Origin of the sequence: Shewanella pneumatophori (genome assembly GCF_023283895.1) — a bacterium.
GTDB classification, from domain to species: Bacteria; Pseudomonadota; Gammaproteobacteria; order Enterobacterales; family Shewanellaceae; genus Shewanella; species Shewanella pneumatophori.
The window spans coordinates 1-15,197 of the sequence record NZ_JAKILB010000010.1 but is presented as its reverse complement, the minus strand read 5'-3'; the positions used below and the strand labels follow the sequence as shown (position 1 = coordinate 15,197).

Annotated in this window: 13 protein-coding genes and 1 rRNA gene; 5 read left to right on the top strand and 9 right to left on the bottom strand. The window is 43.8% G+C overall.

Going from position 1 to position 15,197, the window contains the following annotated elements; genetic code table 11:
- Positions 1–137: 137 nt before the first annotated feature.
- The 8 genes from L2740_RS15210 to L2740_RS15175 form a co-directional block, all read right to left on the bottom strand.
- Entirely contained in the window at positions 138–2,945 is a 2,808-nt protein-coding gene (locus L2740_RS15210) for a PAS domain-containing hybrid sensor histidine kinase/response regulator (protein WP_248950971.1), read from the bottom strand.
- Positions 2,945–3,976: a cytochrome-c peroxidase gene (locus L2740_RS15205; RefSeq protein ID WP_248950970.1), complete on the bottom strand. Its 1,032-nt coding sequence runs from the start codon at positions 3,974–3,976 to the stop codon at positions 2,945–2,947. The genes L2740_RS15210 and L2740_RS15205 overlap by 1 nt, the downstream gene beginning before the upstream one ends.
- A gap of 455 nt (positions 3,977–4,431) precedes the next feature.
- Entirely contained in the window at positions 4,432–7,584 is a 3,153-nt protein-coding gene (locus L2740_RS15200) for an efflux RND transporter permease subunit (protein ID WP_248950969.1), read from the bottom strand.
- A gap of 12 nt (positions 7,585–7,596) precedes the next feature.
- Positions 7,597–8,826, bottom strand: a complete 1,230-nt coding sequence (locus L2740_RS15195; protein ID WP_248951077.1) for an efflux RND transporter periplasmic adaptor subunit — start codon at positions 8,824–8,826, stop codon at positions 7,597–7,599.
- 62 nt (positions 8,827–8,888) lie between these two features.
- Positions 8,889–10,217 (bottom strand): TolC family protein, encoded by a 1,329-nt coding sequence (locus L2740_RS15190; protein WP_248950968.1) that lies wholly within the window; start codon positions 10,215–10,217, stop codon positions 8,889–8,891.
- 331 nt (positions 10,218–10,548) lie between these two features.
- Positions 10,549–10,953 carry a hypothetical protein gene (locus tag L2740_RS15185; RefSeq protein WP_420833537.1) on the bottom strand — a complete coding sequence of 135 codons (405 nt, stop codon included), beginning with the start codon at positions 10,951–10,953 and terminating at the stop codon, positions 10,549–10,551.
- A gap of 189 nt (positions 10,954–11,142) precedes the next feature.
- Entirely contained in the window at positions 11,143–11,319 is a 177-nt protein-coding gene (locus tag L2740_RS15180; protein ID WP_248470220.1) for a DUF3012 domain-containing protein, read from the bottom strand.
- A gap of 66 nt (positions 11,320–11,385) precedes the next feature.
- Complete coding sequence (locus L2740_RS15175; protein ID WP_248950966.1) at positions 11,386–11,745, bottom strand: SpoIIAA family protein; 360 nt, start codon at positions 11,743–11,745, stop codon at positions 11,386–11,388.
- 182 nt (positions 11,746–11,927) lie between these two features.
- Here L2740_RS15175 and arfB point away from each other — a divergent pair, with 182 nt between their 5' ends.
- The 5 genes from arfB (at position 11,928) to L2740_RS15150 (ending at position 14,679) form a co-directional block, all read left to right on the top strand.
- The gene (gene arfB, locus L2740_RS15170) at positions 11,928–12,350 is read left to right on the top strand and encodes an alternative ribosome rescue aminoacyl-tRNA hydrolase ArfB (RefSeq protein WP_248950965.1); all 423 of its coding nucleotides are present in this window, start codon (positions 11,928–11,930) and stop codon (positions 12,348–12,350) included.
- A 135-nt stretch (positions 12,351–12,485) separates the two neighbouring features.
- On the top strand, positions 12,486–12,938 hold the full coding sequence (aroQ, locus tag L2740_RS15165; protein ID WP_248950964.1) for a type II 3-dehydroquinate dehydratase: 453 nt from the start codon (positions 12,486–12,488) through the stop codon (positions 12,936–12,938).
- Between the two features lie 13 nt (positions 12,939–12,951).
- Entirely contained in the window at positions 12,952–13,419 is a 468-nt protein-coding gene (gene accB, locus L2740_RS15160; protein WP_248950963.1) for an acetyl-CoA carboxylase biotin carboxyl carrier protein, read from the top strand.
- 80 nt (positions 13,420–13,499) lie between these two features.
- Positions 13,500–14,162 (top strand): SDR family NAD(P)-dependent oxidoreductase, encoded by a 663-nt coding sequence (locus tag L2740_RS15155; protein WP_248950962.1) that lies wholly within the window; start codon positions 13,500–13,502, stop codon positions 14,160–14,162.
- A 163-nt stretch (positions 14,163–14,325) separates the two neighbouring features.
- Complete coding sequence (locus L2740_RS15150; protein WP_248950961.1) at positions 14,326–14,679, top strand: hypothetical protein; 354 nt, start codon at positions 14,326–14,328, stop codon at positions 14,677–14,679.
- Between the two features lie 415 nt (positions 14,680–15,094).
- On the opposite strand, the gene rrf is transcribed toward L2740_RS15150, so the two are convergent.
- Positions 15,095–15,197, bottom strand: a 5S ribosomal RNA gene (rrf, locus tag L2740_RS15145); the annotation flags it as partial.

The following is a 15,197-nucleotide window of genomic DNA, read 5'->3' as shown; positions in this document are numbered from 1 at the left end:
TTAGGTGTTGAGTTAGTTTGAGCCCAGTTTTTCCTGCTTAAATTTTGATTGCTGAGCCATAATTTTAAAGCGAGCGTTTGATATAAAGTTATTAGCACTTGCTAGCGACTTATTTAAACAGATGCAATCACTACCTTTTAACTAACATCGCTTATATCATCGTTTTTAGGCTCGATGTTTTGCCCTTGTTCTAGCCTTTGATTTTGGTGGATATTAACTTCTAGCAAATTAATCAATTGTTGCAGACGCTCTAACTTAAGCTGACTTTCAAGTACGGATTCTACGCCAGCTAAAGTTTCAGTAATCTCCAATGCTAACGTATAGATCCGCGCAGAAAAGAACGCTGCAGCCTTATCACGAATAATACTCGCTAACTGACAAATATCTGCTGCATTATCATCATCGTAAGCCGCGATTAACTGAGTTATAGAGCCTTCTGCAAACTCGTTAAATTCGGCTATATGCTGGCTAAACGTTTCTGGATCAGCAAGCACTGCACGCAACTGGCGATAATCAATATCTGCCTCTGTAGTATTAAGCTCTTGAGGTTGATGACGCGATAAAGCGACGACTTTATTGTCACTAGCCGTCAATTGTTGCTCTTTACCAATTAAGTGGGTGAACTGCGCCAATGCATCTCTAAAACTTTGCTCTTGCAGTGGCTTAGTTAATACATGATTAGCTCCTGCATGAATCATATTATCGTGCGCTTCTTTAAATACATCCGCAGTACAAGCAAAAACCGGCACCGATAAGTGTAATGTTTTACGTATGTATTCTGTCGCTTCAATACCATCCATCTCTGGCATATGGTTATCCATAATAACCAAATCAAATGGTTTAGTTTTGAGGATATTAATGGCTTCAAGTCCGTTATAGGCAATTTCAACACTGTGTCCCAATCTTTGGCAAAAAGTCTTAGCAACCAGCGCATTAACCTTGTTATCTTCAGCAATAAGTATGCGAATATTCTCGGGCAAAGTCTGTTTAACTTGGCTGGTTTCACTTGGAGTATTCACTGGTGTTTGTGCTCGCTCTAACGCGATAAAAATATCAAATCGAGTTCCTAAGCCTACTTTGCTCGAAACGGTTATCACTCCTCCCATCAACTCTACCAGTTGTTTAACAATGGATAGACCTAATCCTGTGCCGCCATATTGGCGAGTAGTCGAAGACTCAGCCTGAATAAAGGGGTCAAAAATACTGTCTAAACGTTCTTGTCTAATACCTATACCACTATCTTGAATACACATGGCAACCCCTGAAGTGCCAGCTTCATTTACCGCTTGTTTAAATGATAAAGTCACTCGACCACTTTCGGTAAATTTTACGGAGTTGCTCAATAGGTTATAAATAATCTGCCTAACTCTAGCTTTATCACCTTTAAATGATTGCGCCTCATTAATGCTATTTTTGACTTCAAAACCTATATCTTTCTCGGCACAAATCGGCTCATAGGTACTGATAATGGGTTCAATAACCGTTTTAAGCTGGAATAACTCATTTTCAAGGCATAGCTTGCCTTCTTCGACCTTGGAAAAATCCAAAATATCATTTAGTAACGATGTAAGGTGGTTACCGGACTCTAAGAGGATCTGGATCTGCTGCCGGTGTTCTGGATTTTCTAAATTGGGCTCAATAATCTGTGCCATTCCTAAAATGCCGTTTAAAGGTGTACGTAATTCATGGCTCATAGTCGCTAAAAAGGTCGACTTAGCTTTATTAGATACATCGGCTTTGATTACCGCTTGTGCTAACTGATCCTCCATCTTTTTGCGTGCGGTAGAATCCCTTTCAACTGCAATAAAATGAGTGACTTGCCCCTTAGGGTTAATAATTGGATTTATGGCAATATCAATCCAGTATTCACTGCCATCTTTGTGATAATTAATTAGCTCAGACTTAATCGATTGTTGCTGCTTTATGCCTTGACGGATCCTATCAACTTCTTGTTTCGAAGTGTTTTTACCCTGCAATATTTTACCCGGTTTTTTACCTTTAATTTCTTCTGGTTTATAGCCTGATAAGGTGACAAAACCTTTGTTAACCCAAGTAATACGGCCGCTACTATCAGTAATAATAATTGCATCTTGAGCGTGCTCAGCCACTAACGACAGTTGCGCCTTTTCTTGTTCGACTTTGGATAAGTCGTGCAGTATTTCGCTTTCCTTTCGAGCTTGCTCACGAAGCTGAATGCGGTAGTTAATAGCGTATATTCCAAGTAGGCAAATACTCATAAATAGCAGATAGAATTTGATATCATCAACTAGCACCAACCAAAATCTTGCCTGCTCAGCCATGCTGTCACTCACATTAGTATTGAATACCTGCTGACTTTTTAACTTTATTTGCTCATCTAACTTTGCCAATAGTTCAATATGGACAGCTAGACTCTGATATTGACTGGTATTAAAAAGTGGGTTTTCTAAGGTATTCATTTGCGGATTAGCCGCTGCCAAAGCAAAAATATGCATTTTGCTTTCAGCATCTGTGAAGCTATTAAGTAAATCTTGCTGCAATAGGCTAACTGTATGAACCGAGTATTCTTGGGAGATCTTCAGGCGTAGTAAGGTTTCTAAATTGGCAATGAGCTGCTCAACAGTTGATGAATATTGCTGTGCATGCTCTCGCATACCTTCATCAATAATAATTGAGTTACCGATTTTTGCAGAGGACAATGGTTGTAAACCCTGCTGCAACTGCTGAACTTTGCGCTCAACATTCACTAAGGATTGAGTGATTTTGTCGTAGCTGTGATTATCGCTAACCTTAACTTTATAAACTTGATCTCGAATAAACAGCACTTGATGGCTAAGCTCGGTATAGGCGTATTGATACTGCTGTACCAAACTCAATTTGGCAAATAAGGTTGCCAGCACTAATAGCACTAGCGCAGCCATAATGACTAAAGCATAACTCTTTTGCTGATAGCTTAGGGCTTTCATTAATTGAGCTCCTTAATAACACTTGGCACTGGCGCTGAAAGTGAATTTAAAAAAGCCACCAGCTCAATCAAGGTTGCAGGTTCGAGTTCTTTTCCAAGTTGTACTCTTGCCATCACAATTACAGCCTCTTCTAAGCTAGCAGCTCTACCGTCATGAAAGTACGGTGGAGTATCGGCAACATTACGTAAGCTCGGCACCCTAAACACATGCTTGTCGTTACTTTGCTGAGTAATTGAGAATCGACCTAGGTCTTCACTTTCTGTTGCTACCGCATGTACATTGCCAAACTTTTGAAATAAATTGCCGCCAATATTTTGCCCTTGGTGGCAATAAATACAGCCTAGAGAGCGAAATTTATGCCAGCCATTTAGTGCTGTTACTGACAATGCTTTCTCATCTCCATTGAGGTAGTTATCAAATGCAGAACCGGGAGTATTAAGCTGCATCATAAAACTTACGATGGCATGCTTAATTGTGGTTTCAGTAATACCATCGGCATACACTTGATTGAAGGCTGTGTTATAGCTGGGGATCTCTGCTAAACGGTTGCGGATAGCTTGCCAGTTACTATCCATTTCTAGCGGATTGTGAATAGGCCCATCTATTTGTTCATGTAAGCTGTTCGCTCTGCCGTCCCAAAAGAAACGGGTATTAAATGCTACATTAAATACGGTCGGAGAATTACGGTTGCCTTGGCCATTAACTCCAGTCGATACGGCAATAAGCTCCGCGCCATTGTCCGCAATATGATGGCATGACTCACAACTAACTTTACCGTTTGACGATAATCTAGGGTCTAAAAATAGCCGCATACCCAGCTTAAGCCTTGGTTTTTGTTCAGGAGTAATTACGGTTACAGGAATGGCAGAAACAGAAAAGGGATCGCTTGAGAGAGTCTCGGAGTCTAAAACTGCAACCGACTTGGCTACAGAGGGTAAACTGGCATCAACCTGACTCACTGTGACATACAGATAAAAGCTAAATGCCAACACTAGAATCGCGGCTAAGCTCCAGCGTAACTTAAATAGCACATTGCACCTCCCTTGCACTGATAGCAACCATCCATAATTGCCCTGCACTGAGTGTAGTGAAGCCAGCTCAAATAGCCAATTTAGTAAAAGTTTGCTAAGCCGTCGCTAACACAATGGTGAGTAACTTTTTATAAAAGCAGCGAAGCTAAGTTGGAAGGGAAACAAGCAAATAAACTGATAGACAAAAAATGCGGAGCAGTCCTGCTCCGCGTACTAAATATACCAAACTTCTAGGAGCACTATTTACTTGTGTAGGTTAGGCATAACCTTGAGAAAGAACTCATCCACAGCAGATAATGTGCATAAAATCGGTTGGTAAACCGTAGCTAAAAAACCAAGAATATATGATGGCAGACTAATGCATCACTGACTTTCTCAGATTTTCTCCACCGTCCAGATGGAGTCATATTCAAATACAGCGGCCACAACATAATTGAACTGTAGCCGCTTAGACTTTAGTTACGCCCTTGGTAAATCCAACGGTACATGGTTGGCAACACTAACAATGTCAGCGCTGTTGAGCTAAACAAACCACCGATAATAACCACTGCTAAAGGCTGCTGAATTTCACTACCTACACCGGAAGACAATAAGATAGGAATTAAGCCCAATGCCGATGTTAACGCCGTCATCAATACAGGTCTTAAACGGCCTACTGTTCCTTCATAAACCGCCTCATAAAGTGAAGAGTCAGTTTCATTCGTCACAATTTTACGGCGCTGATTGATTGAATCCACCAGCACTACACCGTTAAGTACAGCGACACCAAATAAGGTAATAAAGCCAATTGAACTAGGCACAGATAAGTAAGTGCCGCTAACAAATAACGCAACCACACCACCAATCAAGGCTAAAGGTACGTTAGCCATAATCAAACCAACTTGCTTGATTGAGCCAAACGAAAAGTACAGTAACAACGCAATTAGCGCGATAGAGATTGGCACAACCAACATCAACTTTTGCTGGGCGCGTTGCTGGTTTTCATATTGACCACCAACCACGACGGTGTAGCCTGGAGGTAACTCAGCCTTAGGTACAATGGCATAAATGTCATTTACCACAGAGCCCATATCCCGATCAGCCACGTTAGCTTGTACCACCACTCGGCGCTGCACGTCATCACGGCGAATATTCGGCGGAGCCATTTCAATAGCAACATCTGCAACCTCACCTAAACGTACATTGGCACCACTAACACCGATTAGCAATAGATCTTCAATCGCATCAGGTGAGCTACGGTACTTTTCAGCTAAGCGCACATAAATATCGTAACGCGCATTACCATCAATCACTTGACCAGCACTGCCGCCACCAATACCTTGACTGACCAGCGCCATCACTTCATCAACACTAATACCATAACGTGCCAGTTGATCGCGCTTCGGACGCACCACTAACTGCGCTTCACCGCTCACTTGCTCTAACGACACATCCACCGCACCCGGAATTTGCGCCACTAAATCAGTTAACACCTGACCACGCTCAGACAATACATCCAGATCAGGACCAAAGATCTTAATCGCTAATTGGGCTTTTACACCTGACAACAGCTCATCTACGCGAGTCGCAATCGGTTGCGAGAAGGTAAACAATAAGCCAGGGTAAACATTCAGCTTTTGCTCCATTTTACGCTGCAGCTCAAAACGATTACTGGCACTTTGCCACTCATCAACTGGCTTTAAGCCGATGTAGATTTCGATATTGTTTACAGGCTCTGGGTCGCCACCTAATTCCGCAGCACCAATACGGCTCAGCGCATAGTTAACCTCAGGGAACTCAAGTAGCAGTGCTTCAAGCTTTGGCGCCACATCAAGCGATGTACGCAGGCTTGCTGTTGGCGCTAAGGTCACGCGTAAGTTAATCGTGCCCTCTTCAAGCTCAGGCACAAACTCAGTACCAAGCCTAGGTAACAACATCATGCTTAGGGCAAACATCAGCACAGAGGCACTCAACAGTACCTTTGGATGCGCCATCGTAGCGCTCAGCAATTTACGATATAGCGCTTCAATCGGTTTAAGCGCTGCACTTTCACGTAACACCACACCGCGATTAAACAGATAAACCGCTAAAGCAGGCACAGCGATTAACGCCACTAACAACGCAGAAAGCATAGCCAAAATGATACTCACAGCCATTGGCTGGAATAACTTACCTTCAACGCCTTCAAGGGCAAATAATGGCGCAAACACTACGATAATAATTGCTGTCGCGAAGAAGATTGGGCTACATACTTCTTTTGCTGCCAACATCACTTGGCCAACAATACCTGAGCTTGGTGCCGAATCATCTTGTTCACGCTTAGTCGATTGAGTTAAGTGCTTAAAGATGTTTTCCACCATCACCACCGAGCCATCAACCAGCATACCAATGGCAACGGCAAGGCCACCAAGTGACATTAAGTTGGCCGACATACCAAAGTATGACATCACCAATAGTGCCAAACCGATAGATACCGGAATTGACAACAGCACTAGTAAGGTTGCGCGAATGTTGACAAGGAACAATGCCAGAATCACTACGATAAACATAAACGCCATTAATAGCGCATCGCGCACAGTGCTTACGGCTTGATTTACCAAATCTGATTGGTCGTAAAACACCTCAAACGACACACCATCAGGCAAAGCCTGCTCAATCATGGCAGTACGTGCGCTAATGTCATCAATGGTTTCTTTAGTGTTGGCACCCATGCGTTTAAGCACCACGCCAGCAACCACTTCACCAAGATCTTGCGCGCTCCCAGCATCATCACGGCGGGTCATAGTTACCGCGCCAACACGAATTTCACTGCCGTAATCCACTTTAGCAATATCGCCAATACGTACTGGCGTGCCAGCAACTTCGGTTAATGGAATTTGTGCAATCGCTTTAAGGCCTGCATCACCCGAGGGTAATAAACCATAACCACGAACCACTAATTGCTCTTGACCTTGATCCATAAACCAGCCGCCAGCATTGCGGTTATTACTTTCTAAGGCACTGGTCACTTGCGCCATTGATAAGCCGTAACTGAGTAGTTTATTAGGCTCGATTTGCACTTGGTATTGACGAACTTCACCACCAAAAGACAGCACTTCAGTCACGCCGCCCACTGGCATCATAATGAGCTTCACCATGTAGTCATTAATACTACGTAGCTCAGAGGCATCAATCCCTGATTCAGGCGTTGCGCGAAGAATGTACTGGTAGATTTGCCCAAGACCCGAGGTATTCGGGCCAATTTCGGGCACGCCAACCCCATCAGGGATCATCTCTCGTGCCGCTTGCAACTGCTCAAACACTTGCTGACGAGCGAAATAGATATCGGTACCTTCGGCAAATACCACAGTTACGATAGACAAACCTGTACGCGATAATGAACGCACCTCAGTTACCGCAGGTAAGGCATACATTGCCGATTCAACGGGGTAACTGATCAGTTTCTCAACTTCTTCAGCCGCCAAGCCTTCAGCAGCGGTATTTACCGTCACCTGCACGTTAGTCACGTCAGGAAAGGCATCTAGATTCAGTTTAGGTAGCATAGCAATGCTGGCAACAATCAGCCCCAGCAGCGCAAGTACCACTATCAGACGGTTGCGCACCGCAACGTCGATTAGTTTCTGTAGCATAATGAGAGTCTCTTAGTGATTGTGAATATCGAAGCCAGATTTCGCTTGCTCAGAAGCTAGAATGAACGCCCCAGAGATCACGACTTGAGCATCTTTAGCCAAACCGCGCACTAGGTTCATACCGCGCTGACGTTCAACAACTTCAATCTCTAGCGCAGTAAAACCCTCAACACTTTCAACAAACACCTGCCAATGACCATCACTGCTGCGAGTTAACGCGCTATCCGGCAAAATCACCCCACCTTCAGATGCATCAGGAAGATACAATTCAGCAAATTGTCCCGCATGTAATACATGACCTGCATTTTCAAATGCCACTAAAATTTGCTCGGTGCGAGTCACGCTATCTAGCTCATGCGAACGACCAATAATCGTGCCCTCTAAGCTCTTATCACCCACCTTAACTACAGTTTTACTGCCAATACTGACCTTTTCAGCCTGTACTGGTGTTAGCTCAGCCTCAACCCATAAATGCGACTCATCGGTTAACTGCATTAACGCTGTTCCTGCAGGAATTATTTGCCCTAGCATGGCGATGTCTTGCTGCACACGGCCGCTTATTGGCGCAATCAGTTGATAACTACCAATGGTTTCAGGCGCATCTGCCAGTGCCGTAATTTGCGCAGGAGTCATCTTCATCGCTTCTAAGGTGGCACGTTTAAGCTCTGCATCTACCTGGGCTTGTAAGCGGCGACTAGCACTCACAGCGCTAGAGCTCATGCGCTTAACTCGGCTCCACTCTGCAGCTGCGTTAATGTAATCAGCTTGGGCTTGAGCAACCGCAACACCGCCAAGTGTAAGTAACACGTCGCCTTTACTCACCTCCTGGCCAGGTACCACGCTTCTTTTTAAAACACGCACATCAACCTGTGGAGCAATAGTTACGGTTCTGTCTCTATCCACCACTAACGTAGCGGTTGCCACGGCCTCTAAGCTAAAGGTTTGCTCACTTAACTGCGCAACTTTAATGCCCGCTAAGTTTTTTTGCTCCGAGGTTAATACAATGCCGTGGGTGTCTTCAGCTTCTTCCGCGCCATGGCCGTGGCCATCATCAGCCTCTTTAACTACCTTAACCACTGCCGTTTCCGCAGCGTGATCATGCTCGTCACCGGCGGTCGCAATCGCAGGCAACACCAATGCTGTAGACAAAGAGATTAATAAGCCAAAACTCATAGCTCGGGTGATGGCGTTTAAGCCGAAAACGTTAAAGTTAGAGGTATTCAATTTCACTGCGCTATTCATATCGGTACACATCGCTTTTTGTGTGACTAGATTAGTTTTTGTTTTCATTTTCAAAGCCCTTATTAATTCTGCACCGGAGCCGATGCAACAGCACCTTGACTTGGTAATTGGCGATTCAAGTAATCTTCTAATTGCCCGCTATCGCCCATCCAACTGAGCCAGCTCGTATAAAGGGCTGATTCAAGCCCCAAGCCGGCTAAATAGCTGCCACTCATTTGTCTTTGGCTTTGCAGATAATCACTGGTGTTGATGTCGCCAGACTGCCATTGTTGTGACAATGACTTTGCTGCCTGAGCACCAGAGGTCAGAACAAGTTCACTCCAATCTTGATAACGTGCAGCAAGCCTTGGAAAGCTCAATGAAAACTGCGCTTGTTGCTGCAGTAAGGATCGTTCTTGAGCCAGATATGTTTGCTCAGCGATGATGATGCCTTGATTGGCAACGGCAATCGCTTCGCTATAGTTGTTGCGGATTTGCAGTGGAATAGATAAGCCAAGCCCAACCTTGTTTTCATCGCCTTCACGCTCTGCGCTTAAGCTAATACTCGGGTCTGCACTTGAATCTGCTTTGGCTTGTTCTGCAGTCACCTTAGCCACTAACACTTGCTGGTAAGCACTTTTGAGTGCAGGCAATTGTGGTGATACATCAAGATTATTGGCTTGCTGAGTTAAGCTATTAACGAAATCAGCAAACGGCAGTTCATGCTCACCAAACAGGGCTAAAACGGCACCGTCGGCGTTGATAGACTCTTGCTCGGCTAGCGCGTAATCAGCAGCATTACTGGCCACATCAAGCTGCATCAGCTGCAGTTCAACACTTGATAGATCACCCACTTCAGTGCGTTGGCGGGCTATATCGAGCTGCGCCTTAGCTAATTTGAACTGTTGCTGTTGAAATTCAAGTGCCTTGCGTGCCTGACTTTGATTCGCTAACGCCTGTAGGCGCTCAGCCAACATTTGATTACGCTCAAGTATGATACTCGAAAATAAGATCTCACTTTCAAGCTGGGCTATTCGAGTGGCGGCGCCGCGTTTGTTAGCCCAATCAATGGTTTGGCTAATATCAATGCTATAGGTATCTTCTGTCGCATTTTGATAGCCCAAACCTAGCTCAGGGTTATAAACCGCTTTATCAGCGGCAGCGATACTGAGCTTAGCTTGTTCAGCCTGCGCGGCATGAGCTTGCACTTCAGGTAAACTATTAAAGCGTGCCATCACTTGTGGCAGCCATTGGCTAAACTGAGCATTTTGCTCGTTTTGCTGTATCTGAACTACTGCGCTTGCCATTAATGGCGAGGTCATTGCGCCATTTGCAGTCGTTGCTGCAGTAGCTATACCAGTCGCACCGCCTAAGATGCTTAGCAGCAGAGTCGCGATTATCGTTTTTTTCATCAAAAATCCTGTTACCCAGTAATAAGCACATGATTAATCTGGCCTAGCAATAGCGCTAGCCAGAAGTTAAAAGGCTTGAATACAAGGGCCTAAATCAATATTAGCTTGGTGTAGATTTAGTCAGTCAACCTGATTCAGTAACACTCGAGATCAGTAAGTTAACCGCAAAAAACACACCGTATTTGATAGAGATTTAACGACATTGAAGTATGACTTTTATGCCAATATCCGGGCGAGTAACGGCGCCAATATGAGCATGAATAAAAGCGTTAATATCACAGCTGAGTTAGCAGTAATGATTAAGACTTAGTGGTACTTCAATATCAAAGGATTAAACGATTGGAGGGCGGTAATTAGGAAGCTGTTCAGGAGGTAAATATTGTCCATCAATGCTATTAAGCACATCACCAACTGGGACAGATGGAACGATTGCTACGTGAGACATAGCAGTGACATGACCACCATGGCACGGACAATCTAAACAAAGGTCAAAGTTCTTAGATTCAGTTTTACTTACCGTATGGCTATGAGCGACTTCTAGCTCAGCAGCTTGCTCAGGGGAGTCAAATGCACAAGCACAATCAACACACTCAGCAAGAGTAATCACATCAGCGGTAAATTGAATATGCGGATGAGCGGCACTTTCCTCTTCATGCTCTCCTAAATGTAACTGGTGCATGCCAAGGTTGCCGCCTACAAATTGCAGAACAACAACGGCAATCAGCGCAGCTGCCATTTTGTATAGAGATTGAGGAGTAAATAGACGCAAAGTTGACCTATTGTATTATTGGCTATGCTACTGCATTAGCTAGCGGTAACAATTCTGACCGGCATAATAAACGAAAGTTCACTGCAAACAAGATATTATCGAGTTGTTAGTGAACTTGCTCTCACTTTCTTTTTTAACTAATTAAGTAATTAATATTTACTTAAATACGCAATGTTTAGCGTAGTCAGTGGCTTCATTAGCCGTCCAATCACCTGATGGTTTTTCTTTCATTTGCTTGCACCAAGCTTCACTGCCTACTTCTGGAGCACAAGCGCTTAAGCCAAAAACTAATGCACAAACTAATGACAAACCAGACAGCTTAGATAACGACATGGGTAAATCCTTCTAAAATGATGACTAAAATAAAATCTGCTTAGGGCGATTATAACAAGATCTGCATTAAGTTCGCGCAGCTATCCATTCTATAGCCAACTCTTTTTGCTCTAATGGATACCATGCAACTTCTCCTTGCATAAATGGCCCCATCAACCTCACTGCATTACCGAACCAATCAGGCCCGCCAACCAGCACTAAGGCATCAAAATTAGGTAATTGTACTTCGCCACTACCGGCTAACGATTGTTGCTGCCAGCCTTCAAGCAACACGTCAGCTTCTACGTAAATACAAATCTTACCGCTTGAGTCGCGGTAGCTTTCAATAAGCGGCTGCATTATCTGGCCATAATCTTCGGTAGATAAGCGCCCACTGGCAAATAAACTGATCACACCCTCAGTAATATCAGGGATCTTACACAGCATACTTCGGCTCCGTAATTATCAAAAGTGATTGGAACATTGCTTGATAATAGCAAACCCGCCGCTAAGGAAAAGTTAAGCATTGCCTTATTTCGACTAAAAGTCTGTTAATATTGAGCAAAGGAAATTTAAGAGCCTACGCCTAGTTACGCGTAAGGTAAACCATCAATAATAGGCGTACTGCTTTGGCACTTATCAAAATATCAAATTCAGTCTCGATTCAAGACAGTGAACTAGAATGGCAATTCATTCGCTCAAGTGGTGCAGGCGGGCAACATCTCAATAAAGTGTCTACTGCTGCCCAGCTTATTTTTGATATTAGCAACTCTTCACTGCCTGAGTTTTATCAGCAACGCTTACTTGCCAAAGCTGACCATCGCATTACCAAAAGCGGCAAAATCATTATTAAGTGCCAACAAAGCCGCAGCCAAGACTTTAACCGCCAAACCGCGCTTGAACAATTTATTGCTTTAGTCGCCAGTGTTAATAGCGTGCAGAAAAAACGGATTGCAACTAAGCCGACTAAAGGCAGCCAACGTCGCCGAGTTGATGCTAAAAAGCAAAAAGGCGCGACTAAAGCCCTAAGGCAAAACAAAGCCAGTTATTAGCAACTAAAGCAGCAAAGTTACATTTTTTAGCTTTCACAGAACAATAATCGACAAACCAGCATTTTTTTGTTGAAATCAGTGGTAAAGGTAAAGCTATTCTTTTCCGCCACATTTATGTATTGCAAGGGAATTTCCATGAGCAACCAAGCAAAAATCTTATTAGTTAATGGTCCTAATTTAAATTTACTTGGGCGCCGTGAACCCGGACATTACGGCCATGATACGCTTGATAAAATCGTACAGGATCTCACTCAAAGTGCTGCGCAGGCCAATGTTCAGTTAGAGCATATCCAGTCAAACGCCGAGCACTTGTTAATTGAAGCAATCCATAACACTGATGCAGATATGATTATTATCAATCCTGCCGCTTTTACGCATACCAGCGTTGCGTTGCGTGATGCCATTTTAGGTGTTGCCATTCCATTTATCGAGGTGCATTTATCTAATGTACATAGCCGTGAGCCTTTTAGGCATCATTCCTACTTCTCAGACAAAGCTATCGGCGTTATTTGTGGTTTAGGTGCCCAAGGTTACCAGTTTGCCTTACAAGCCGCAGTTGCACGCTTACGCACTTCAGATAAACATTAAGGTCTAGTCTCGTATGGATATTCGTAAAATCAAAAAACTCATCGAGCTAGTACAAGAGTCTGATATTGCAGAGCTTGAGATAAAAGAAGGTGAAGAGTCAGTACGTATTTGTCGCCATAGCCCGGTGCCGATACAAGCTAATAACCAGACTTACCTTGCCCCCGCAAGTAGCGTCGCCCCTGCAATACCTAACCAACAAATCAAACCTAATAATAGTGATTCTGAAAGTAGCTATAACGATGATGAGCCACACCAGCTAATTTCGCCTATGGTCGGTACTGTTTATTTAATTGATAAGCAAAGCCAAGCCCCACTTTGCCATGTAGGTCAAACAGTGAAGGCTGGCGATATCGTTTGTATCATTGAAGCTATGACAATGAGTAACCGTATTGCAGCAGATAAAGACGGTGTAATTAGTGCCATTCTAGTTGATGACGGCCAAGCGATTGATTTTGAGCAACCGCTAATTGAAATCGAATAATAACCAACACCATAAAACTAGTGATTAGCTCGTAAGCTAAATATTCGGCTAAACAAGCTTCAATAAAGGACTCTAAAGCAATGATATTAATTACCGGCGCTAGCAGTGGTTTAGGAGCTTCTTTAGCTCAACTTTATGCCGAGCAAGATGATATTGCGATTACTGGCCGTAATGCAGAACGTTTAGCACAAGTTGCCGAATCTATTAAACCTCAGACTAATTCCTATGTTTGCGACTTAAGCGACGAGCAATCGGTTACGCATCTATTTGACGCCTTATCAAGCACGCCTAGTATGATCATCCACTGCGCAGGCAGCGGCTACTTTGGTCCAATCGAGACTCAATCAGTAGCGCAAATCAAGCAACTGCTAGACAACAATATTACCTCTGCGGTTTTAATGCTTCGCGAAGCGGTTAAACGCTATAAAGACCAAGCGGTTACTGTCGTCATTGTGATGTCTACAGCGGCACTTGCAGCTAAAGCCGAAGAGTCAACCTACTGTGCAGCAAAATGGGCAGTAAAAGGTTTAATCGAATCGGTACGATTAGAATTAAAAGCGAGTCCAATGAAGCTAATAGCAGTTTACCCAGGCGGTATGGACACCGGGTTTTGGCCAGCCAGTGGTAAACAAGCAAATACAGAAAGCTTTATGAGTGCAACTGAAGCAGCCACAATGCTAAAACAAGCGCTACAAGCCAGTGAACAAGGTTATATCAGCGATATCACTATAACTCGTGGCTAATAAGCTATTTTTCTATAGGACCCAAGAAGCGCTCCTTGCAAGCCTGCTAAAGCCACTCTTAAAAATAAAATGAAATAACGGAGTTATTTTCTATACTTAGCTATCTACACCAATCAATATAAGTGTATATCGCCCCAGCTTTGCTAATTTATAAGGAGTATAAATGCGCAATTGCCTATTATTTCTGTTCGCTTCTGCTATTTGCATATTTATCGCTTACAACGTGTACTTGTTTGTTATGCCAAGCGTAAAAGTAGTCAACCAATCAGGGCAGATCCTCACCCGAGTAGAAATTTCACTCCCCAGCAATAACCTCGTATTTGATAATATCGCGCCAAGCAAAACAGCCCGCATTCATCACAGCACAGATCAGGCCGAAGGAGAATATGCCTACCGAATACGCTTATCGTCAGGCGAGTACATAAATGGCCGTTGTGGTTCAGTGACTCACGACCAATATATGAAAGTACTTGAGCTAACAGTGGATAGTGAAGACAAGGTTAGCTGTATAGAGTAGCTCTGCTGTAATAATACCAATCTGTATTTTACAAGCGCCCAAACGCAAAAAAGCCACCTTAATAAGGTGGCTTCTTCACTTAATTTAAAGCCTGGAAATGGCCAGCTTCGAGGCCATTTATATGCTTCCTGCATAAATGGCATTCCCTACATCCTGTAGGTCACAAGCTCTCCGCGTTCACCCCATGCATCAAACTTCGTTTGATAAGCACAAGGGCTTCACCCTACGACCGCCAAGGATGACGGAAGTGTCGATATTGTCTGGAACATTTATCGACCTCCACATGGGTACTGAACCTCACTGCGTTCGGGCTTTTTATTTCCCCATGTTCGTTCGGTCAATTCTCGTAATAAAGAGTCCAGACAAAAACGAAAAAAGCCCGTTGCATTAGCAACGGGCTTTCTCGTTATTTGGCGCCTGGAAATGACCTACTCTCACATGGGGAGACCCCACACTACCATCGGCGATATTGCGTTTCACTTCTGAGTTCGGAATGGATTCAGGTGGTGCCACAACTC